Raw genomic sequence first — 22,899 nt, forward strand, 5'->3', positions numbered from 1 at the left:
CGATGCCAACAATTCTCACAGTCGACGATTCTCCCAGCATTCGGACGATGATCAGATTGGCGCTCGGGCCCGCCGGGCATGTTGTCGTCGAGGCCGCCGACGGCGCGGAAGGTCTGGCGAAGGCCAAGTCGCAACCGATCGACATGGTCATCACGGATCTGAACATGCCGGGGATGAACGGCATGGCGATGATCAAAGGCCTGCGCGGCGTCCCATCCTTGGTTGGCGTGCCGATCGTTTTTCTTTCGACCGAATCCGACGATTCCATCAAACAGGAGGCGAAGGCGGCGGGAGCCACGGGCTGGCTCACGAAGCCCTTCAAGGCCGAGCAGCTCATCGCAATCGTGAACAAACTGGCGCGCAAATGACGGATAACGCGGAACTCATAGACGCATTTCGGCAAGAGGCCGCCGACCTTCTCGACGCGCTCGAAGCTGCTCTCCTGGACCTCGAAAAGGCGCCGCAAAACCGCGACCTCATCGACACGGCCTTCCGCGCCCTGCATACGATCAAAGGGTCCGGCGCGATGTTCGGCTTCGACCAGGTCGCCGCCTTCACCCATGATTTCGAATCGGCCTTTGACAAGCTGCGCAAGGGAACGGCGCAGCCGAGCGCCGATCTCGTCGCCGTGGCGCTGACGGCAAAGGATTACATCCGCGCCCTGATCAAGAATCCGGATTCGACCGACGCGATCATCGGCGCCTCGATCCTCGCCGATCTCAAGCAGGCGATCGAGGCGGATCGGACCGACATCGTCCAAATCGAGCAAAACGGCTCCGCGCCCGTGGCGACGTCGCGCGGGTGGTCGATCGACATCGCCTTCGCGGCGAGCTCTTTGCGAAACGGCGCAAATCCGCTCGCCATGCTCGATGAGCTGCGCGAACTCGGCGCCTGCGTAGCGACGCCGATCCTTGACGACCTCCCCGACCTGCCCGCGCTCGATCCCGAGACGCTTTTTCTCAAATGGCGCGTCGAGCTCGCCAGTGAATGCGCCGCCGAAGCCATAGAGGACATTTTCATTTTCGTCCGCGACGAGATGACCCTTCAATTGGCGCCGGTCGTTGAGGGACGCGAATCGACTCGCGCGAGCGTCGAAGCGCCCCCGCAAGAACTGACCTTGGACTCAGCGCCGCATGTCGCGGGAGAGACCGCGCGGGCGCATGTCGCGACCGCCGCCGTCGGGCCGGAAAGCGCTACTCTTGCCTCAGACGAGCATCGGCGCGACGGCGCCGAAAGACGGCAAGCCTCCAGGCGGGCCGAAGACAAGAGCGCGCAGACCATGCGCGTGTCAGCCGAACGGCTCGATCAACTCATGGATCGGGTCGGCGAGCTCGTCATCGCGCAGGCGCGCCTCAGCCAGATTGCGGCGTCGAGCGCGGACCTCGCGACCAAGGCGATCGCCGAAGAAATCGAGCGGCTCGCCGCCGCGCTCCGCGACACGACCATGGGCGCGCGCATGGTGCCGATAGGTTCGTTGTTCGGGCGGTTCCGGCGGCTCGTGCATGACCTATCCCGCGATCTCGGCAAGCCGGTCGAGTTCGTCGCGCTCGGAGAGGAGACTGAACTCGACAAGACCGTGATCGAGCGCCTCGCCGATCCGCTGGTGCATCTCATTCGCAACGCGATCGATCATGGAATCGAAGAACCTGCGCGCCGCGCCGCCTCGGGCAAGCCGGCGCAAGGACGGATCGAGCTCAGCGCCTCTCACGTCGGCGCGCAGGTTTTCATCTGCGTCAGCGATAATGGCGCCGGCCTCGACACGGCGCGAATCCGCGCCAAGGCGGAGGAGCAAGGCCTCGTCGCGCCTGGCGCGGCGCTGAGCGAGCAGGAGATCCATCAATTCCTGTTTCATCCTGGCTTTTCCACGGCGAAGTCGATTTCGGCCCTGTCCGGCCGCGGCGTCGGAATGGACGTGGTCAAGCAAACGATCGAGTCGATGCGCGGCTCGATCGACATCTCGACAAAGGCCGGCGAGGGCGCGCGCATAACGCTTCGCTTGCCGTTGACCCTCGCCATCATCGAAGGCCTGCTCGTGCGCGTCGGCGCCGAACGCTATGTCATCCCGCTCGCCGCGGTCGAGGAATGCGTCGAGCTTTCCCACGCGGACCAGGAGGCGAGCCGCGAACGCAGCTTTCTCAACATCCGCGGTGAGCTCGTTCCCTACATTCGACTGCGCGATATGTTTCGAGCCGACGGAGAGCCTGACCGCCATCAGAAGGTCATCGTCACGTCGACCGGAGACATGCGCCTCGGCCTCGTCGTCGATCAAATCATCGGCAGCCATCAGACCGTGATCAAATCCCTGTCGAAGCTGCACGCCAATGTGGCGATGTTCTCCGGGGCGACGATTCTCGGAGACGGTGGAGCCGCCTTGATCCTGGACGTCGCGCAGCTCCTATCAATGGGCCAGTCTCAGGCCGACGCCAATCTCTCGGAGGCCGCCTGACATGCCGATGAATTCTTCCGCCGCCCTGCAGGTGGTCATGCTGGGGCTCGGCGATGAAATATTCGCGCTGGATGCGAGTCTCGTACGCGAGATCATCGATCCGATCCCGGCGACCAGGGTCGCAGGCGCCCCCGCCTATCTTGCGCGCATCGTCAATGTGCGCGGCAATGTGATCCCGCTCGCGGACCTTCGGGTGCGTTTCGGCATGGCCCAACGCGAGAACACAGCCGACACGCGAATCATCGTTCTTGAGATCGCGCTCGACGGCGAGCCGGTGACCGTCGGGATCATCGCCGACAAGGTCTATGAAGTCACCGAGCTCTCTTGCGCCAATGCCCAACCGACGCCCCGCGTGGGCATGCGGGTGCGCCCGGAATTCGTCCGCTTCATCGCGAAGTGGAACGAGGAATTCGTCACCGTTCCCGACCTGGAGCGCATCCTGAATTAATCGCCGCGCCGCCGCGCGCCCGCCCTGGAGCAGATCATGAGAGTCACAGTCAAAGCAAAACTCGCCGGCGCCTTCGGCGTCATCATCATTCTGTCCGCCGCCGCTGGCGGCCTCGCCTACATGAAGCTCAACACGCTCGCCGATAGCGAACAGGAGCTCGTCGCCCAGGCCGAGCGAATCGCCAAGGCGGGCGAATTGCAAAATGCGCTTCAAATGCAATCTCGGATGGAAAAAAACGCGATCCTCGCAACGACGGACGCCGAGATTGACGGCTTCGCCAGGATCATCTTCGACGCCCGAGCCAAGGCGGCAACGCTGAGGGACGCGCTCGTGGCCTCGTCGAAAACCGCGGAAGGCAGGGCGCTGCTGCAGCAGGCCGGCGACAAGCTGGCCAAGGCCGCCGATCTTAGCGATCAGATCATCAAATTCGGGAAAATGAATTCCAATGCGCGCGGGGCCGAGCTGTGGGCGGCCGAAGGGCCTAAAGCCGTCCATGATTTCAACGCCGCCGCGGAGGCCCTCGCTGCCGAGGCGGCCAAGGCGCCGTTCTCCGCCAAGAGCGCGCAAGCCGCGCTGCTGCTGAAATCCGCGCAATTCACCATCGCGCGCGCAGGCCGCATGTTGGCGGAGACATTTTCGGCCTCCACGCTCGAAAGCCTCGACTCAGCGCATAAGGCGGCGACCGCCGAATTCGCGGCGGCCAAGGAGGAGGTCGCGAAAGTCACCTCGGCGGCGACCATGTTGGGCCTGTCGCCCACCTCCTTCGACGCGCAATTCGAGCGGCTGTCTGCGCTCGCGGCGCGGGTCGCTGACATCGTCCAAGAGGCCGGCAACATCAAGGCCACGACGCTTAGCATCGGCGATGGGCGCAAGGCGACGAGCGAGGCCCTGGATGCGCTCGACGCCTTCTCGACATTCGTGAACAAGCGCATGCAGGCTTTCGCCGCAATGGCCGAAAACGAAGCGGCTTTCGCCAAGAGCCTGCTGCTCGGAATTGTCGCCGCTTCCGTCGCCATCGCGATCGCCGCCGCCGTGTGGATCTCGCTCAGCATCAGCCGCGGCATCAGCCGCGCCGCCTCTCTGGCCGATGCGGTCGCGATCGGCGATCTCGATCAGACCATCAAGATCACCAGCGACGACGAGATCAGCGATCTCATCAAGTCGCTGAACCAGATGACCGCCAATCTCAGCGCCACGGCGGCGGTCGCCGATGAAATCGCCGCCGGCAATCTGACCGTCGCCGCTAAGCGGCTGTCCGACAAGGATCGGCTCGGCCTCGCGCTGGAGCGGATGGTGGAGAAGCTCCGCGCGATCGTCGCGGATGCGATTTCTGCGGCGCAGAATGTATCGGCCGGCAGCCAGGAATTATCGGCGAGCGCGGAGCAGCTTTCGCAAGGGGCGACGGAACAGGCCTCCTCGGCGGAAGAGGCCTCGGCCTCGATGGAGGAGATGGCGGCGAATGTGAAGCAGAACGCCGACAACGCCGGCCAGACCGAGGCCATCGCCCGCCAATCGGCCAAGGACGCCGAGGCGAGCGGCGCCGCGGTCGGACGCGCGGTCGACGCCATGCGGACCATCGCCGAGAAAATCACCATCGTGCAGGAAATCGCCCGCCAAACCGATCTTCTCGCGCTCAACGCGGCGGTCGAGGCGGCCCGCGCCGGCGAGCACGGCCGAGGCTTCGCGGTGGTCGCCTCCGAAGTGCGCAAGCTCGCCGAGCGCAGCCAGTCCGCCGCCGCCGAGATCAGCGCCTTGTCCTCGAACACGGTCAAGACGGCGCAGGACGCCGGCGCCATGTTGGCGAAGCTGGTGCCCGACATCAAGAAGACCGCCGAGCTCGTCGAAGAGATCACCGCCGCCTGCCGCGAGCAGGACGTAGGCTCCTCGCAGATCAACCAGGCGATCCAACAGCTCGACAAGGTGACCCAGCAGAACGCCAGCGCCTCGGAGCAGGTGTCGGCGACCTCCGAGGAATTGGCGAGCCAGGCCGAGCAGCTTCAATCCACCATCGCCTATTTCCGCATCGACGCGCATGGCGCGCAGTCGGACGCCGCCCTCGATCGCTCCTTGAGCCAACTGCGGGCGACGGCCGCCGCCATGGCGCGGCCCACAGGCGCCAAGAAGAAGGCGCAGGCCGCAGCGCCGGCGCGCGCCGCAAAGGGCGGCTTCGCCTTCGAATTGAATGCGCGCGACGACCATGACGACGGCGAGTTTCGCCGCGCCGGATAAGGCGCCGGTGCAGCGCGCCAAGCCGCCGCGCGACGACCATGCAAGTTGTTCCTTCGGGAGACGCACATGACCGAAACAGTCCAATATCTCACGCTCGGACTCGACCAGGAGACTTTCGGCATCGACATACGCAACGTGCGAGAGATCTTGGACATGCGGCCTATTTCGAAACTGCCGCAAGCCCCGCCCTTCCTCGTCGGCATGATCGACGTGCGCGGCGCCGGATATCCGATCGTCGACCTACGCATCAAGCTCGGCCTGCCCCCGGTCGAGCCGACGCCATCGACCCGCATCGTCATCCTCGACGTGCCGCTCGACGGCCGCACGATCGGGGTCGGCTTCATCGCCGACCGTGTGCTCGAAGTGGCAAGCGTCGACCAGGATCAGACCGAACCGGCGCCTGACGTCGGCGGTCGCTGGCGCGCAAAATATATCGCCGGCATCGGGCGCAAGGGCGAGAGCTTCATCATCATCTTCGATCTCGGGCGCCTCATGGCCTCCGACCAGGACGCCCTGCTCGGCGTCGCCGCCGCCACGCTGGCGGATGTGGCTTGAGCGCGATGTCGGAGCTCGCTCAACCCGCCCGCTTCGCCGCCGAACGCCTGACCGATCGCCACTACCGATCCATCGCCGAGATCGTGCAGAAGCAGACTGGGATCTGCCTGCCGCCGACAAAGCAAACCATGGTCGAAGGACGCCTGCGCAAGCGCGTCCGGGCGCTCGGACTCGCCGGGCTGAACGATTATGCCAGCCTTCTCTTCGAGCGCGGCAGGCTCGAAGAGGAGCTCGTTCACATCATCGACTGCGTCACGACAAACAAGACCGATTTTTTCCGCGAGCCCGACCATTTCGAGTTTCTGCGCGAGGTCGCCGTTCCCGCGCTCCTCGCCCAAAATGGTCGACGCCCGGCGCGACTGAAAGTCTGGAGCGCGGCCGCCTCGATCGGCGCGGAAGCCTACACGCTCGCAATGGTGCTGCAGGACATGGCCGACGCCGGACCACGCTTCACATTTTCGATTCTCGGCACCGAGGTCTCCACAGACGTCCTGACCCACGCGAGGCGCGGCGTCTACACGAAGGACATGGTCGCTCCGGTGCCGGCCGACATGGCTCTTCGCTACATCATGCCGGCGCGGGATTCGGCGCGCCCCGAAGTGCGGATCGCGCCGGAACTTCGCCGACTCACGCGGTTCGAGCAGCTGAACCTCATGGACCCGCATTATCCAGTCGACCAGGATGTCGACGTCATTTTTTGCCGCAACGTCCTGATCTATTTCGATAAGGCGACGCAAAAGCAGGTTCTGGACAGGCTCTGCAACCACCTTCGGCCCGGCGGCTACATATTCGTCGGGCATTCGGAATCAATGGCTGGCGGCGCGCGGGCCGGTCTGACGCAGGTCCTTCCTACAGTGTTCCAGGCATGAGCGGAGTTTAATCCCGTGAGCGGCAAACCCATTCGCGTCCTCATCGTTGACGATTCAGCGTCGGTGCGGCAGATCCTGACGTCTATTCTGAACGAAGATCCCGGCATCGTCGTGACCGGCGCGGCTGCGGACCCTTTCGCCGCCGCCCGGCGCCTGCAGGAAGAACTCCCCGACGTCATGATCCTGGACGTCGAAATGCCGCGCATGGACGGGGTCACGTTTCTACGCAAGATCATGTCGCAACGCCCGATCCCAGTGATCATCTGCTCGACATTGACCGAAGACGGATCGAAAGCCCTATTCGACGCGCTCGAAGCCGGCGCCGTCGACGTCGTGCCGAAGCCGCGCATCGACACGCGCCAATATCTGCAGGAATCGGCGACCCGCATGCGCGACTCGGTCAAGGCGGCGGCGCAAGCCAGGCTGCGCGGCGCGCGGCCGCGTCCGATTCAGGTCGACCGAAAGTTGACCGCCGACGTGATCCTGCCGCCCCCTGTCGCCGGACGGCTGAAGGCCGCGACCGACCGCATCGTCTGCATCGGCGTCTCGACCGGAGGAACGGAGACCCTCCGCGAGATCCTCGAAGTCCTGCCAGCGGACGCGCCCGGCGTCGTCATTGTGCAGCATATGCCGGAAAAATTCACCGCGGCCTTCGCCCGCCGCCTCGATGGGCTTTGCGCAGTCAATGTGAAGGAGGCGGAAGACGGCGACCCAGTCCTCGCCGGCGGCGTCCTCATCGCGCCCGGCGGCCGCCACCTGCTGCTCCAGCGGACCGGCGCCCATTACACACCGTCGCCATCAAGGATGGACCGCCGGTGTCGCGTCACCGGCCCTCCGTCGACGTTCTGTTTCGCTCCGCCGCCCAGAACGCCGGCGCCAATGCTCTCGGCATCATCATGACCGGCATGGGCGACGATGGAGCGAAAGGCCTTCTCGAGATGCGCAACGCCGGCGCGCGCACGGTCGCTCAAGACGAGGAAAGCTGCGTCGTCTTCGGAATGCCCCGCGAGGCCATTCAGCTCGGCGCGGCTGAAATGACCCTCCCGCTCGGCAAGATCCCCTCCTTGATCATAGGCTGGCCGAGCGCGCGGCTCGCCGCCGCAGTGGCTTGAACGTCCATGAACCACGCCGACTTTCACGACATTCTCGAACAAGTGGCTGCGACGCTGCCGAAAAGCGCGGCCGAAATCGACCACGCCTTCGCCCGGGCCGGCGAAAGGCTCGGGCGCGGCATGGACATCTTCGAAAGCCTGAATGCGGCTATGATCGGCCTTTCGACCGAGCTCTCGGCCGGCGGCATGCAGAAGTCGACCCAGGCGCTCGCCGATCTCGCCCATGAATTGCGCGCGCTCAGCGACTCGCTTCCCGCCGAAACCGCCATGCTCCAAAGCCTTTCGAAGCATAATATGGACGCCTCGTCCTTCTTGATCCGCCTCCTCGAGAATATGCGGATGATGACGGTTCTGGCGCGCGCGGCGCGCATCGAAGCGGCGGCGGTGCGGGCCGCGCCGGAAGGCTTCGCCGATTTCACGAGCGAAATCCTGCAGTTCACGCGGAACGCTCAGGACTCGATCACGTCCTGCGCGCGCCACCAAACGGAGCTCGCGGCGCTATTGCGGTCCGCCATGAAGGCGCAATCCGACTTCGAGCGCCAATATCGCGCGCAGCTTGCGAGCCTGTCGCGAGAGCTGACCGAGATTTTCGCCGCGATCCAGGAGAAACGGGGACGCAGCGGCGGCCTGGCCGACGAGGCTGCGGCGCATTCGCGGAAATTGGCGCAATCGGTCGGCGCCGCCATCACCTCGCTGCAAGGCGGCGATGCCGCCCGACAACGGCTGGAGCATGTCGGCTACGCCATCGCGACGGCGGAGCGAATGCGAGCGGAGATCGCAGACGAAAACGACGACGACTGGCCGGTCCTCGATCTCCTATGCCGGCTGCAGGCCGCGCAGCTCGACGCGGCCGCCGAGGATCTCGGCCGAGATCTCGCCGATATTGCAGATGCGCTCAGACGGCTCGGCGACGATACGACCCAGTTGACCGATCTCGGCCGCAACCTATTTGGCGCGCAGACGAAGAACGGCGCATCCTTTCTCGACGCCCTCCGCGCCAAGCTTTCAGAGGCGCTGACCCTGATCCGCAAATGTGAAAGCGCCCACGCTCTGGTCGAACGCGTGACCTCGGCCCTGGACCTCATGCTCGAGCAATTCCAAGAGACCGTGAGCGATTTGAATACGATCATTTTCGAGATCATTCGGATCGGTATCAACGCCGGCCTCAAGGCGAGCCGCTTGGGGGCGGAAGGCCGCGGACTTGTCGTCATCGCCCAGGAGTTGAAAGACGTCGCGAAGCGCGTCTCGGACGACGCGAGAGCTTTGACGCCGATTGTCGCGCTGATCCAGGCGACGGCCGGCGTGGGCCGGAAGGACATGCGCAGCGCCGGCCGGATCGAAGGGGCTGAGCATTCCCTGCGCAGCGCCATGGATCAGCTCGACGAAAGCGACCTGCGCCTCACCGAGGCGCTTTCGCGCCTGGTGAATGACGGGGTGGCCTTCGCTGACATGCTTCACAAGGCGGAGCGCGGCATCTCGAGCTTGGCGGAGACCAGCTTGCTCATAAGCGAGTCGGCCGAAGCGCTCAGGGCCTTCGCCATTGCCACGGGCGCCGCCACAGGAGCCGAACCAGACGCGCACGCTTGCCGCGCCGTCGACGCCCTCATGCGCGGCGTCTATACGATGGCGACGGAGCGTAAAATTCACGCCTCGCTCGTGGGCGAGGTCGCGCGCTTCGGGCTCGACCAAGATGAGCAAGGCGCCGGCCCTGCGCCTATGCTCGTCGCCTGATCGCCGAGCCGCCTCCCACTAGGGGCGAACTGACGGCGATCTTCGCGCCGAGAATGAGGAGACGCGTTCCTCGCCCCGCCGCGATCAAAGCCGAGGGTCCGAGGCGCCGAGCCGCCAGAGATCCCATTCCGCGATCAAATCGGCCTTGCTCATCGCCGCGCTCGGCGTGGGCTCAAGGGCGGCCCCCTCGATCAAGCTCGTTTGGCGGCTAGGTTCATCCATGGCGACGCAACGCGCGTCCTCATCGATGCGCACCGAATCTCGGCCGCGTCGAACCGAGGTCGTCGCGACCACGCTCACGGTTTGCGATCGCCTCGAACCAAATACGCCATAGCCTTGGCCGCTCCGGCTGATGGAAACCGTCATGCTCCAAGACATTCCCCAAAACAGGGAGGACGCGCCGAAAAACGCATAGAATGAATTCAAGAACGAGAAATAGGCCCGCCTCTGCATCGCCCAGAATTCCAGCGCCGGGAAAGCCGTCGGCGCAAAAGGGCCGTCACCGGGGGGACCGTCGGCGGGACGCCGCGCCGCTGCGAACCAAGGGCTCGGCATGTCGGCGCGCGCGACCTCGGGAGAGCGAACATCCATTTCAGCTCCTTTTAGACTTCCATGTTGCCGGCCGCGCCGATCGGCATGACGAGCCGAATTGCGCGAAACCGTCGTTGGGAGCGCGTCTTCTTGATCGCTCCCTAACGGCCGATCCAGGGATTTCGCCTAAATGGACGCCGCCCTTCCCCCGCGCCTCGACGACTGCAAGAACGCCGCCCACCACAAGAGCGGCCCCGCTATGGAGAGAAGGGCGAAGGGAAGATAGGATAGAATTTGGCTCGCATGCAGCGAGCCGGCGCGGATCGGCAGCACGACAAAATTGATGAAGAAAAGAATGGCGACATAATTGAGCCCGGCCGAAAAAAACAGCCGCCGTCCGCGAGCCCCGAGCGCAAGGCTCAGGCGCTCCGTCGACAAAGCGGCTATCGCGTAGATCCATAGGATTCCAATGCTTTCGGCCAGGATGATCCCATCGGTGAAGCGGGGCGGGTCCGCGGAGACGTGAAAGAGCCAGGCGATCGCCCCGACATGGACGAGTTGGGCGGAGGCGAAAGCGAGGCCGAATTCACGGCCGCGACGCCCCAGGAAGGCGAAAGCCGGCCCGAAAAGCTTCGCCGTCGCGCCGCCCGCATAGGCGATCCAAAACAAAAGAAACGATATGCGCGCCGAAAGCCGCAAAGCCGCGATCGCGCCTTTTTCATCAGATCCGACAAAAGCGAGGACGATCAGGGTCGCGGCCAGCGTCGCGGAAAAAGACGCGGCCATCCACAGCCCAGCGCTTTTATTTGATCCGCTCGACACGGGAAATCCTCCGAAGCCTGGACGGGCTCCGTACATGCTGCCTTCTTTCGACTTCGCTTACAAGCTGATGATGTCTCCTTCGAGACGCGCCTTGTCGCCATAATGAGACGAGGTCGCGGCGCGCGCGTCCCAAATCTGGCGCCTTTTCTCCCATTGCTCTAAAAACGGGGAAAGCGTAGCCCGGCCAGAAAGCTCGGCGAGTGCGCGTCAAGAGCCTATTTCGGTCGGATCAAGTCGATCCGACCCGCGAAAATGGGCTTGAGTTTGTGAAATTTGGGCGACTTTTCGATCAGATTATTCGATTTGGTCGGAAGCCGCTCTTTTGGGCCGCGAGCCGCAATGGGGGCTGAATGACGAAGACGCTTGGATCCATGTCGCCGAACGGCGGTCCCATGACGGAACAGCCGCTTATGGACGATGTTCGATTCCTCGGCCAATTGCTCGGCGACACGATCCGCGAACAGGACGGCGACGAGGCCTTCGAGCGCATCGAGAGCATCCGCCGCCTCAGCGTCGCTTTAGACCGCGCGGGCGATCCTGAAATCGGCCGGAAGCTCGACGCGATCGTGCAGAGCCTGACGGCCGAACAAGCGATGTCCGTTATTCGCGCGTTCAGCTATTTCTCTCATCTCGCCAATATCGCCGAGGATCGGCATCACATCCGGCGCCGGGCCGCGCATGAAGCAGAAAGCCAAAGGCCCGCCAATGACGGCAGCCTCGCCTCGACCTTCACGCGGCTCGCCGCGGCCGGAATTCAGCGCGAGACGATCCTCGCCGCGCTCGAGCGCAGCTCGGTCTCGCCGGTGCTCACCGCGCATCCGACTGAGGTGCAGCGCAAGAGCCTGCGCGACGCGGAGCGCTCGATCGCAAAGCTCCTCGTCGCGCGCGAAAACCTGCGCGGGGAACGCGAGAAAAAGCGGAACGAGATGCTGTTGCGGGCGCGGATCGCGCAACTTTGGCAGACGAGGCTTTTGCGTTATCAGCGCCTGAGCGTGCGCGACGAAATCGAGAACGCGCTCGGCTTTTATCAGACGACCTTCCTCCAGGAGATCCCCCGCCTTTACGAAGAACTCGAGGATAGACTCGACGGCTCCACCGTGGCGCCTTTTTTCCGCATGGGCTCATGGATCGGCGGCGATCGCGACGGCAATCCCAATGTCAATGCCCAAACTCTCTCCTTGGCGCTGCGCCGGCAATGCGAGACGGCCTTGCGTCACTATTTGCAGGAGATCCGCGAGCTCAGCGGCGAGCTCTCCATTTCGAGCCTGCTCGTCGGATGCACGCCCGACCTCCAGGCTCTCGCCGATAGGTCCGGCGACGAGAACCTGCATCGCGAGGACGAGCCTTATCGGCGCGCGCTGATCGGGGTCGACGCGCGGATCGCGGCCACTCTTTGGAAGCTCTTGGGCGTCGAAGCGGGCAAGCGCGGCGCGAAGCCCGGAGAGCCTTATCGCGACGCCAAGGAACTGCAGGCCGATCTCGCCGTCATCGAAAACTCGCTGGCGGCGAACCATGGCGCGGCCCTCGTCCCGGCGCGCCTGAAGCCGCTGCGGCGCGCCGTCGACGTGTTCGGCTTTCATCTCGCGACCGTCGATCTGCGCCAAAGCTCCGACCGGCACGAGGAGACGCTCACCGAGCTTCTGGCCACGGCTCGCGTCGCCGCCGATTACGCGAGCATTGACGAGACGCGCAAGCAGCAGGTCCTTCTTGATCTTCTCAAGGATCCGCGTCCGCTTCGCGTGCCTGGCGTCACATATTCCGCCCGCACTGAGGAAGAGCTCGAGATCTTTGCGACCGCCAAGGATCTACGCGAGCAATTCGGCGCGCAGGCGATCCGCCACTACATCGTCAGCCACACCGAGACAGTCAGCGATCTGCTCGAGCCGCTTGTCTTGCTCAAGGAATGCGCAATGGTCCATGGGGCGCTCGGCGACGCCGATTGCACCTCGGAATTGTTGGTGGTTCCGCTCTTCGAGACGATCGAGGATCTGCGCAACGCCGAAGGCATCATGCACGCCTTTTACGCGCTGCCGGGCGTGGCCGATATGATCCGCGCCTCTGGCGCCCAGCAGGAGATCATGCTCGGCTATTCCGACAGCAACAAGGACGGCGGCTTTTTCACCAGCAATTGGGAACTCTACCGCGCCTCGACCGCTCTCGCGAAATTCTTCAAGGAGCACGAGGGCGTCACGCTGCGGCTCTTTCACGGGCGCGGCGGAACCGTCGGGCGCGGCGGCGGCCCGAGCTATCAGGCGATCCTGGCGCAGCCGCCGGAAACGGTGAACGGCCAGATCAGGCTGACCGAGCAAGGCGAGGTCATCGCCTCCAAATATTCGAACCCCGAGATCGGCCGACACAATCTCGAGGCCTTCGTCGCGGCGTCGCTGGAGGCTACCCTTCTCGCCCCGTCGAGCGCGGCGCCGGAAGAGTTTCTCCAGGCTGCGGCGCGCCTTTCGCAGGCCAGCATGAGCGCCTATCGCGCCCTTGTGTATGAATGTCCCGGCTTCGTCGACTTCTTCTTCGCAGCGACGCCGATCGCGGAAATCGCCGAGCTGAACATCGGCTCGCGTCCGGCCTCGCGTAAATCGTCGCGCCGCATCGAGGATCTTCGCGCCATCCCCTGGAGCTTTTCCTGGGGCCAGGCGCGCATCGCCCTGCCCGGCTGGCTCGGCTTCGGATCGGCGGTCGCGATCTTCGTCGCGGAAGATCCCGAGGCGCGCATGGCCCTGTTGCGCCGCATGAACGACGAATGGCCATTCTTCCGCACGCTCCTATCCAATGTCGACATGGTGCTCGCCAAGGCCGACATCGTCCTCGCCAAACGCTACGCCGAACTCGTTCCCGACCATGCGCTTGCGCAAAAGATCTTCGGCGCGCTGGAAGAAGAATGGAAACGCACCACCGAGGCTCTCGACAACATAACGGGGACCACGGAGCGCCTCGCCGATAATCCGGCCTTGGCGCGGTCGATCAAATATCGCTTCCCCTATATCGCGCCGCTCAACCATCTTCAGGTCGAGCTGATCCGACGGTGGCGCAGCGGCGAGCATGGGGACAAGACGCTGCGCGGCATTCTCATCTCGATCAATGGCATCGCCGCCGGCTTGCGCAACACCGGGTGAGTCCCAAAAGGGGGTCCGAAGCGTCATGCTGCTTCGGACGCCGTCCTTCTCCGCTTTACAAGCGCCCCGGCTTGGACGAGATCGACCTTGCCCGAACCGAGCAGCGGCAGGTCCGCCGCGATCATGACTTCGGCGGGAAACATGAGTTCGGACGCTCCTTTCGCCTTCGCATAGGCTTGAAACTCGGCGCGCGTCGCCTTGGCGAATCGCGTCAGAAGGATCACTGTCTCGCCCTTGCGCGGATCGGGCTCGGCGATCGCGGCCGATTGCGCGTCCGGCCATAGCTCCGCCGCCAACGCCTCGATCGCCGCAAGCGACACCATTTCACCGCCGACCTTGGCGAATCGCTTGGTGCGTCCCTTGATCGTGACGAAACCGTCGGCGTCGATGACGACGATGTCGCCCGTGTCGTGCCAGCCGTCCGGCGGCGGCTGCAGCACGCCTGGCTGATCGGCCTTGAGATAACCGAGCATTACATTCGGGCCGCGCACAAATAGCCTGCCGCCCTCGACGATGCCCGGCGCCGGCTCGAGCCGCGCCTCCACGCCCGGCATCAGCCGCCCGACTGTTCCCGGCCGGTTGAACATGGGCGTGTTGAAGGCGAGCGCCGGCGCCGTCTCGGTCACGCCATAGCCCTCGAGAATGCGTTGGCCGAACTTGTCCATCCAGATTCGCCGCGTCGCCTCAGCCACAGGCTCCGCCCCTGCGAGCACATAGCGGAGCGAGCGGAAATCGTAAGGATTCGCGGAGCGCGCATAGCCCGCCAGGAAGGTGTTGGTCCCAAAGAGGATCGTGGCGTTGGTCTCGTAGACCAGCTCAGGGATGATGCGATAATGGAGCGGCGTCGGATAAAGATAGAGCCTAACGCCAGAGACGAGCGGCAGGACGAGACCCACCGTCAAGCCGAAGGAATGGAAGACCGGCAGGACGTTGAACACCTTGTCCGCCCCGTTGAAATCCACCCGCGCGGCCGCCTGCGCGACATTGGCCAGGATGTTGCGGTGGGACAGCGCCACGCCCTTGGGCGCGCCCTCAGTTCCCGAGGTGAATAGGATGACGGCCGCATCGTCGGCGCGCCGGCAGGCCAAGGGGCGGCGCCAGCTGATAAACGCCCTGGCCATGTCGATGCCGGAGACCGCCGCTCGCACATCCTCGAGATAGACAATCCTGACCTTGGGCTCGAGGGCGGCGACGAGCTTTTCGAGCCTGGCTTTCTCGATAAAGGCGCGCGCAGTAAGGATCGTTTCGACCCGCGCCGCGGCGCAGGCGGCGAGAATGGCGCCGGCCCCCGCCGTGAAATTGATCATGGCGGGCACAAGCCCCGCGGACGAAGCCGCCAGGAAAGTCACGGCCGCGGCGTTGGCGCTCGGCAGCATGACGCCGGTCGCCTCGCCTTCCCCGGCGAGCGGCTTAAGCTTGCGGCCAAGGACATTGGCGCCGATGAGAAGCTTGCGCGCGCTGAGCGCGCCGCCGACCGGGTCCTCGACGGCGATTCGGCCCGCGCCACAGCGGCGCGCCGAATCGGCGACGGCCGCAAAAATCGTGCGGTCGATCGGCGTCGTGCGAAAGATCGTGTCGGACATGATCTGGTAGAGCGCCGCCCCGGCCGCCTGCCTGCGCGCCTTTCCCTTGAGCTCTGGGTCGATCTCGAGCCGCGTCGGAGGCAGCGCGGTGATCGTGACTTTCGGAAACCAACGCCGCCGGACCTTGGCTTTGTCGAGCTGCGAAAAAATGGTCGACTCGAGGCCGTCGATGCGCACGGGGACAATGGCCGCGCCCGACTTGTCGGCGATGAGTCCCGCGCCGTCATAAACCTTCATAAGCGCGCCGGTGACGGTGATGCGGCCTTCAGGAAATATCACCAGGGATTCGCCAGCCTTGACCGCATGGACCAGATCGCGCGCCCCCAGCGGCCGCGTTGGATCGAGCGCGAGGACCCGGACAAAGCGGAAAAACGGCTTCACCCACCAGCGTGTCGCGATGTCCGTGTTGATCGCGAACAAGGCGTCGCGCGGCAGAATGGAGAAGGCCAACGCCGCGTCGAGAAAGCTTTGATGATTGAGGGCGATGATCGGATTTTGTCCGGCCTCGGCGAAATTCTCGAGTCCGCGGGCCTCGACGCGATAGGCGATGCGAAACAGCATAGCGACGAGATCGCGCAGCGGATTGGTCGGCAGAGTCTTGACGATCCCCCAGGCCGCGAGAATAGCGCAAAGGCCCATGCCGATGAAAAGCGCGTAGAGCGGCGCGCCGGCGGTTTGCAGCAGCGCGACGACGATCGCGCCCGCGAGCATGAAGGCCGCGTTGAGGACGCCGACGGCGGCGACGACCCGAGCGCGCCGATCCGGCGCGGCCCAAGATTGAACCGCCGCAAATGCCGGGACGATCATCAGGCCCCCAGCGATCGCCAGAATCGCCAGATCGAAGGCGCTACGCCAAGCGATTGGTCGGGCGAAAAAGGCGGCGAGCGAGAGTTTCACGCCCGATTCGGTCGCGGGAAGGCCCGCGATCGCGAGACCAAGATCGAGCGAAGCGAGGCCCGCGATCGCCGTCCCGATAGCTGCGGGCAGCAGATTGATCCGGCCGTCCACCAGAAAGGCGGCAAGGCCCGAACCGATCGCGATGGAGATCGCGAAGACAGCCAAATAAGCTGTCACGACAAGCTCGGAGCCATTGAGCGACAGCGTGACCAAGGGCGCGAGCAGCGACATGGATACCGCGCCGATCAGCCAGAACAGACTCGTGACGAGACCGCCCCAGCGCAGCCTTGCATCCGCCCATAGTTCTACGAGGAGGCGCGCGGTGGACCGGACGACATTGCGCTCGATGACGAGATCCGGCGCCGCGGCAGGCGCAGCGGGAATGAAAAGGCTCGCGATCCAGCTGAGCGCGGCGAAAAAGAGGACGCCGAGCGCGAGAAGGCCGCCGCCGCCTTCGGTCATCGCGATCCCGCCGACGATCGTTCCGGAAAGGATCGCGAGAAAGGTCGCCCCTTCGACCAGCGCATTGGCCGCCGGCAACTCCTCGGGGCGCAAGTGATCCGGCAAGATCCCATATTTGATGGGCCCAAATAGCGCGCCGATCGCGCCGTAGAGAAACAAGGCGCAAAAGAGCGGCGTCGGCGCATGCCAGATGAAGCCCCCCGCCGCGATCGCCGCGACCCCGATCTCGACGAATTTGAGTCGGCGCGCGACGAGCGCCTTGTCGAACCGGTCGGCGAGTTCTCCGCCGAGGGCTGAAAAAATGAAGAAGGGCGCGATGAGCACGCCGCCCGCGAGCGTGACGAGCGATTGCGCCCCCTGCCCGCCGATCTCGAAAAGGATCAGGAACACCAAGGCGTTCTTCAGCACATTGTCGTTGAAGGCCGAAAGAAATTGACACCAGAAGAGCGGCGCGAAGCGCTTCGAGGCGAGAAGGGCGCGGGGCATGGATAGATCTCCGATGCGAAGGCGGCGCGGAGCCGCAACTCTTGAGCATTTCCTCCGCCGTGCTATGAACGGCGTTCATTTTGCTTAACACGCGCTTGAACATCGTTCAATCCAATTTTTGAACAGCGTTCAGACGCTCCAAAGGACATCGAATGGTCGCCGATCGCCATGCCGAACTGCGGAAACGGCTGATCGAAGCGGCAGAGGCCGCGATCGCAGCAAACGGGCTCGGCGCGCTCAAGGCGCGCGATCTCGCAAAAGCCGCCGGCTGCGCCCTCGGCGCCATCTATAATGTTTTCGCCGACATGGACGAACTTATCTTCGCGGTCAACGCGCGCACCCTCGCCCGCCTCGACGCCGCGCTCGCCGAAGCGGCGGCCGAACCAGCCGGAAAACTGACTCCGCCGTCAGCGATCGCGCAGCTTCAGCGGCTCGCTTTGATCTATTTGCGATTCGCGGCGGCAAACCGACACGCCTGGACGGCCCTTTTCGAGCACCGCATGACGAGCGAAAAGCCGGCGCCGGACTGGACTCTGACGCGGCCGGTCGAACTCTTCACCCATATCGAGGGCCCTCTTGAGATCGTCTTACCGGAGCCCGACGCCCGCACGCGGAACCTGGTCGCGCGAACGCTCTTCTCGGCGATCCACGGCATTGTCTTGCTCGGCCTCGAGCAGCGCCCCGTAGCGGCGCCCCCGGACGAGCTCGAGGCGCAAATCAGCCTCTTCGTCGCCAGCCTATTGCGCGGAATGATGCGGCCCGACGCTTTTGACTGACGCTTTCTTTGGCGGCGGGGCGTCGGCGGGCTTTTGAGCCGGATCGATCTGCACGGTGGCGGTCAGGCCCGCCACGAGACGCACGCCTTCCGGAACCTGGTCGATCTGGACGCGGACCGGCACGCGCTGCGCGAGGCGAACGAAGGTGAAGATCGGATTGACCGACGCGAGGCCCGCATGGTCCGGCTGCGCGTTCGCGACATTGATGCCGCGCGCGACGCTCGCGACGCGGCCGCGCAAGATTTGATCATAGCCCATTAGCTTGATCGTCGCCCGGTCGCCCTCACGGATCGCGCCCAGCGCCGTCTCCTCGAAATAGCCGTCGACCCAAAAGGAATCGGCGTCGACAAGGGAGATCTTATTCGTCCCGACGGTCGCATAGTCGCCGAGCTGCGCTAGAAGATTGGTGACATAGCCATTGACCGGCGAGCGTATGCGGGTGCGCTCTTGGTTCACGCGGGCCAGATCGAGATTGGCGAGCGCCTGCTGGTAGGCCGCCTCCGTGCTCGCCGCGGTGCTGGCGTAGGTCTGCTGCTCCTCTACGGTCACGGCGAGAAGGCTCAATTTCTGCCGGCGTTGGGACTCGAATTGCGCGTTCTGCGCGACCGACTTCGCCTGCGCCACGGCCGCCTCGGCGAGGCGGACGGCGATGTTATAATCGGTCGGGTCGATCACCATGAGAAGATCGCCCTTGCGCACGAGCTGGTTATCGGCGACGGGCAGCTCAACGATCCGCCCGGCGACCTCGGGCGCGATGGTGACGACATAGGCGCGCACCGTTCCGTCGCGCGTCCAGGGCGCGCCCATATAGGCGTCCCAGGCCGCCCAGCCGAGCCCGCCCGCGACCGCCGCCGTCGCCAAGGTGATCAGGATCGGCTGAATATTTCGCCACGTGGCCGCCGTGACGGAAGAGGCGCGCGGCGTCCGCGCGGGTTTCGCCTGGAGCTCAGCGTCCGACATAGCGGCCCAAATGCGCGACGAGAAGAACAAGGCAAGAGAGCGCGATCAAATAGGCCGCGAACTCGAAAAAGGCCGGGTGCCAGACGCGCCCCAGCAGGCCGAAACGATTGGCGATGCCGCGCAGCGGGAGTATGAGGAGCCAGGCCGCGAGCATGATCGGCGCGATCGGCGCGACATAGACGCCGTAGAGATTGATTTCGAAAAACCTCATCTTCCCGCCTCGCCATCGAAATAATCGGCATATTCCGCAAGCGCCTCCGACATGGCAAGGACGCCGGCCCTGGCCCGGAGTCCGGCTTTTGCGCCGGGCTCCGTCGGCGGCGCGGCCGCGAGACAGACGTCGAACGCGGCGAGATGCGCGACCGCCGAGGCGCTTCGGCCGGCCACGAATTCGGCGAGCGCGGCGCCGAGCTCGCGGCTGGCTCCGAAGCGCGGGGCGACCTTGCGCAATCGGATGATCTGTCCGCCGACGGAGAGCGCCGCGGCGAGCTCGGCCCGGCGCAAAGGCTCGGCCTGTTCCGGCAGCGCGTTCAGGCGTCCGTAAACGCGGCTGTCCCAATCCTCGCGCGAAGGCGGATCAGAACATTCCGCCAGTCGGCGTAAGTCCATGAGCGTGAGGCGAAGCAACCGCCGCGTGCGGATCTCCGGCGCGAGAGGCGGCAAGAGACGAATGGCGAGCGCCGCGGCGCCAATGCCCGCTAAAATCGCCACGGCAGAATTGTAGAATTGCCCCGTGTCATAGCTCATGCGATTCGTCGGCGCGAGCAGCGGAGTGAAATTTACCGCCGCCGCGAAGAATATGGCGGTTCGCCACTGCTGGGCGACGAGGCTGCCGAGTGGGACCAGAAAGAGCCCAATGACGAGGCAGAAACCTTCGAAGGTCACGATTTGCGGCAGGATGGCGAATTTGACGATCGCGGCGAGCGCGGCCGCCAAACTGGAGCCAATGAGGAAGGAAATCGCGGACGTGTAGGCCTCCTCGGCCTGCGGCGCGAACAGAATGACGACGATCGCGGCGAACATCATGGCCTGAGCCCCACTCGGCCAGGCGGTCGCGACCCAGAACAGCTCGACCGTGATGATTGTGATAAACACCCGCGCCGCGCTGACCCAAGCCGGCGCCCAATCCGGCACGCGCAGTCGCGCGACGCCCGACGCGGCCTCGACCCGCCCCGGCTCGACAAGCAGGGCCAATCCATTGAGCGCGCGAGAGAGGCCGAGCATCGCCTCGGCAGCGCTGTCGATGAGCAGCTGAACCGACCGGCTTCCGGCCGGCGAGGCGAGGAGAGCCTTCGCCGAGGCGGCGCAGGCCTCGCGGGCTCTGGAGGGATCGCTTCTCCAGCTTCGCGCCAGCTCCGCTGCGCTCGCCGCGCGCAGACCCGGCGGAAGGCGGTCCAAGAGCGCTGCCGCCTCGCGCGACCCTTGTCCAACTGGAGCCCGTTGAAGATGCAGGCCGATCAAGCGCCAGCCCGAGAGGGCGGCGAAAAACCCGTTGACGGCGGTCTGCAGGATCCGCGAGCGATAGCGAATCTCGGAATCCTCGCCTATCGCAGCGTCGATGATCGGGTCGAGCGCGATGATGCCTCTGATCAATTCGCGCCTGGCCCCCCGCGTGTCTGGACGAACCGGCCCATTGAAGGCGAGCTCCTGCGCGATCGAGACGGCGATTTCAGCCGCGCGATCGGCGAATTTTGCCGCGAGGCTTCGTCTCGAGCGGCCGAAATCGGTTCCCGCCAGCACGACGCCCGCGCTCAAGATGCCAATACAGATTTCAGTCGCGCGGCTGACCGCGAGCAGGATGACTTGCCCGCTCGGACCGCCGGTCGCGCCGAGCTCGTCCGAGCCGATGATCGCGGCGGTGTAGCCGGCCAAGGCCGCCCCATAGGCGGCGAAATTGCGCAAGACGGTCGCCCAGAAGCCGCAGGCCGCGCCCCATAAGGCGAGACCGAGGAGAAAGCCGAGGCGGTTCTGCGGAAAGGCGGCGGTGAGGAAGACGATCGCCATCGCACCGATTAGGGTGCCGAGCATGCGGAAGGAAGCCTTGCGCAGCGACGCCCCGAGCCGCGGCTGACAGACGATCGCGGCAGACGTCCCGGCCCAAGAGGGGTTGTCGAGCTCGAGACAGAACGCGACATAGAGCGCAAGGCAAACGGACGCCCATAACCGCAGGCCAAAGAGCAGTTGGGGAGCGAACGAACGCAAGGCCGCCGCAATTCCGCCGGCCGCCGGATCCGTCGATTGTGGACTGGAGGAAGGCGCGGCGTCCGCTTGGCTCATCACAAGCTCGCCATTGCGCCACGCCTCAGCGGAAAAGGAAAAGAAGAAGGAGCGCGGCAATCAGCCAAAGCGCAACATGCCCCATCCGTGCGCCCCGCGCCTCGGCGTCCCCGATCTTTTCGACCGCGCTTTCAGAAAGCTCAAAACCATCCTCCGCCATGGCCTCGAGTCGGAGGACGATATTCTCGGCCCGAACCAGCGCCACGGGCAGATTGGCGGCGAAACGCGCGAGGGTCGAGGCCGCGCGGCCTGCGTCCTGGAGCTTGCCGAGCGGCCCGAGATTCTCCTCGATCCAGGCCCGAACCACGGGCTCGGAGGTCGACCACATGTCGAGCTTGGGGTCGAGGGTGCGCCCGACGCCTTCGACGACGACCATGGTCTTTTGCAAAAGGACAAGCTCGGTCCGCGTCTTCATATCGAACAGGCCGGTGATCTCGAACAAGAGCGTCAAAAGCTTCGCCATGGAGATCTGATCGGCGGTGCGCGAGTGAATGGGCTCGCCGATGGCGCGGATCGCCTGCGCGAAATCCTCGACTTTATGAACGCGCGGCACGTAGCCGGCCTCAAAATGCACCTCCGCCACCCGGCGATAGTCGCGCATGATGAAGCCATAAAGAATTTCTGCGAGAAATCGCCTCTCGTTGAAGCCGAGCCGGCCCATGATGCCAAAATCGACTGCGGTAAGCCGTCCATCGGCGTCCGCGAACAAATTGCCTTGGTGCATGTCGGCGTGGAAGAATCCGTCCCGCATCGCGTGGCGTAGGAAAGACTGGATGACAGCCTTGCCAAGCGCCGGCAGGTCATAGCCCTTCTCGGCCAGCGCCGCGACGTCAGACAAAGGCGTGCCATTGATCCATTCGAGGGTCAAAACCTCCTTCTCGGTCCGCTCCCAATCGACGCTCGGCACGCGGAAATCCGGGTCCCTCGCGACATTCTCGGCGAATTCGGAGGCGGCCGCGGCTTCGAGCCGGAAGTCCATCTCCATCTTCACGGTGCGGGCGAGCGTGTCGACCACTTCGACCGGCTTCAGCCGCTTCGCGTCATAGAGCCAGCGCTCGGCGAGGCGGGCGGCGAAATACATGTCGTCGAGATCGCGGCGGAAACGGCGCTCCACGCCCGGACGCAAGACCTTGACCGCGACGTCGCGCAAACCGTCGCCGTCTTTGACCCGCGCCTTGTGGACCTGGGCGATCGAAGCCGCCGCGACTGGTTCGCCGAATTCGACGAAAATATTCTTGATCGGCTGGCCGAAGGCGTCCTCGATGGTTTTGACCGCGACCTCGCGCGGAAACGGCGCCATCCGATCCTGCAAGAGCTCGAGATGCCGGACGACATCCGCGCCGACCACATCCGGACGGGTCGCGAGGAACTGACCGAGCTTCACATAGGAGGGGCCGAGCCGGCCGATTGCGCCGGGAAGATTGGCGAGGCCCGGCGTCGCGACGCCTCGCGACAGGAGCTTCGCGAGGGCGAGCGGCAATCGCGCCGCCGGCGGCAGAAGCGCGGGATCGATGTCGCTGAAGACGCCGGCGCGAGCCAGCACGAAACCGGCGCGCGCGAGGCGCGGGAGTGAGCCGAGAGAGAAATGCACGA

General features: G+C 64.8%; 16 protein-coding genes and 1 pseudogene. 10 read left to right on the forward strand and 7 right to left on the reverse strand.

The window, feature by feature from the left end; all coding sequences use genetic code 11:
- The first annotated feature begins 2 nt into the window (after positions 1-2).
- The 8 genes and pseudogenes from METAC_RS0111275 to METAC_RS0111310 all read left to right on the forward strand — a co-directional run bounded on the left by METAC_RS0111275 (position 3) and on the right by METAC_RS0111310 (position 9,390).
- Positions 3-368 carry a response regulator gene (locus METAC_RS0111275; protein ID WP_026607111.1) on the forward strand — a complete coding sequence of 122 codons (366 nt, stop codon included), beginning with the start codon at positions 3-5 and terminating at the stop codon, positions 366-368.
- The gene (locus METAC_RS0111280; RefSeq protein ID WP_026607112.1) at positions 365-2,446 is read left to right on the forward strand and encodes a chemotaxis protein CheA; all 2,082 of its coding nucleotides are present in this window, start codon (positions 365-367) and stop codon (positions 2,444-2,446) included. Before METAC_RS0111275 ends, METAC_RS0111280 begins: the two co-directional genes overlap by 4 nt.
- 1 nt (position 2,447) lies before the next feature.
- Positions 2,448-2,894, forward strand: a complete 447-nt coding sequence (locus METAC_RS0111285; RefSeq protein ID WP_036255483.1) for a chemotaxis protein CheW — start codon at positions 2,448-2,450, stop codon at positions 2,892-2,894.
- 36 nt (positions 2,895-2,930) lie between these two features.
- The gene (locus METAC_RS0111290; RefSeq protein WP_026607114.1) at positions 2,931-5,123 is read left to right on the forward strand and encodes a HAMP domain-containing methyl-accepting chemotaxis protein; all 2,193 of its coding nucleotides are present in this window, start codon (positions 2,931-2,933) and stop codon (positions 5,121-5,123) included.
- Between the two features lie 66 nt (positions 5,124-5,189).
- Entirely contained in the window at positions 5,190-5,678 is a 489-nt protein-coding gene (locus METAC_RS23280; RefSeq protein ID WP_051335529.1) for a chemotaxis protein CheW, read from the forward strand.
- Between the two features lie 5 nt (positions 5,679-5,683).
- Complete coding sequence (locus tag METAC_RS0111300) at positions 5,684-6,547, forward strand: CheR family methyltransferase (protein ID WP_051335530.1); 864 nt, start codon at positions 5,684-5,686, stop codon at positions 6,545-6,547.
- A 15-nt stretch (positions 6,548-6,562) separates the two neighbouring features.
- Positions 6,563-7,659, forward strand: a pseudogene (locus METAC_RS23285) (protein-glutamate methylesterase/protein-glutamine glutaminase).
- A 6-nt stretch (positions 7,660-7,665) separates the two neighbouring features.
- Positions 7,666-9,390, forward strand: coding sequence for a methyl-accepting chemotaxis domain-containing protein (locus METAC_RS0111310; RefSeq protein WP_026607116.1), 1,725 nt, complete (start codon positions 7,666-7,668; stop codon positions 9,388-9,390).
- Between the two features lie 84 nt (positions 9,391-9,474).
- On the opposite strand, the gene METAC_RS0111315 is transcribed toward METAC_RS0111310, so the two are convergent.
- Positions 9,475-9,981 carry a hypothetical protein gene (locus METAC_RS0111315; RefSeq protein WP_026607117.1) on the reverse strand — a complete coding sequence of 169 codons (507 nt, stop codon included), beginning with the start codon at positions 9,979-9,981 and terminating at the stop codon, positions 9,475-9,477.
- A gap of 126 nt (positions 9,982-10,107) precedes the next feature.
- Positions 10,108-10,743, reverse strand: coding sequence for a hypothetical protein (locus METAC_RS0111325; protein WP_156898193.1), 636 nt, complete (start codon positions 10,741-10,743; stop codon positions 10,108-10,110).
- A 350-nt stretch (positions 10,744-11,093) separates the two neighbouring features.
- On the opposite strand from METAC_RS0111325, the gene ppc reads away from it, so the two are divergent.
- Positions 11,094-13,865 carry a phosphoenolpyruvate carboxylase gene (gene ppc / locus METAC_RS0111335; RefSeq protein ID WP_156898194.1) on the forward strand — a complete coding sequence of 924 codons (2,772 nt, stop codon included), beginning with the start codon at positions 11,094-11,096 and terminating at the stop codon, positions 13,863-13,865.
- 23 nt (positions 13,866-13,888) lie between these two features.
- On the opposite strand, the gene METAC_RS0111340 is transcribed toward ppc, so the two are convergent.
- Entirely contained in the window at positions 13,889-17,293 is a 3,405-nt protein-coding gene (locus METAC_RS0111340; protein WP_026607120.1) for an acyl-[ACP]--phospholipid O-acyltransferase, read from the reverse strand.
- Between the two features lie 152 nt (positions 17,294-17,445).
- Between METAC_RS0111340 and METAC_RS0111345 the strand changes: the two genes are divergently transcribed.
- A complete protein-coding gene (locus METAC_RS0111345) occupies positions 17,446-18,069 on the forward strand; it encodes a TetR/AcrR family transcriptional regulator (RefSeq protein ID WP_026607121.1) in 624 nt (207 codons plus the stop codon).
- On the opposite strand, the gene METAC_RS23290 is transcribed toward METAC_RS0111345, so the two are convergent.
- The 4 genes from METAC_RS23290 to ubiB are packed head-to-tail and all read right to left on the reverse strand — an operon-like array spanning position 18,031 to position 22,897.
- Positions 18,031-19,029 carry an efflux RND transporter periplasmic adaptor subunit gene (locus tag METAC_RS23290; RefSeq protein WP_084143587.1) on the reverse strand — a complete coding sequence of 333 codons (999 nt, stop codon included), beginning with the start codon at positions 19,027-19,029 and terminating at the stop codon, positions 18,031-18,033. The genes METAC_RS0111345 and METAC_RS23290 overlap by 39 nt on opposite strands.
- A complete protein-coding gene (locus METAC_RS0111355; protein WP_026607122.1) occupies positions 19,016-19,240 on the reverse strand; it encodes a DUF1656 domain-containing protein in 225 nt (74 codons plus the stop codon). The genes METAC_RS23290 and METAC_RS0111355 overlap by 14 nt, the downstream gene beginning before the upstream one ends.
- Complete coding sequence (locus tag METAC_RS0111360; protein WP_156898195.1) at positions 19,237-21,306, reverse strand: FUSC family protein; 2,070 nt, start codon at positions 21,304-21,306, stop codon at positions 19,237-19,239. Before METAC_RS0111360 ends, METAC_RS0111355 begins: the two co-directional genes overlap by 4 nt.
- A gap of 25 nt (positions 21,307-21,331) precedes the next feature.
- Positions 21,332-22,897, reverse strand: a complete 1,566-nt coding sequence (gene ubiB / locus METAC_RS0111365) for a 2-polyprenylphenol 6-hydroxylase (RefSeq protein ID WP_026607124.1) — start codon at positions 22,895-22,897, stop codon at positions 21,332-21,334.
- Positions 22,898-22,899 lie beyond the last annotated feature (2 nt).

This window comes from Methylocapsa acidiphila B2, assembly GCF_000427445.1.
Lineage (GTDB): Bacteria > Pseudomonadota > Alphaproteobacteria > Rhizobiales > Beijerinckiaceae > Methylocapsa > Methylocapsa acidiphila.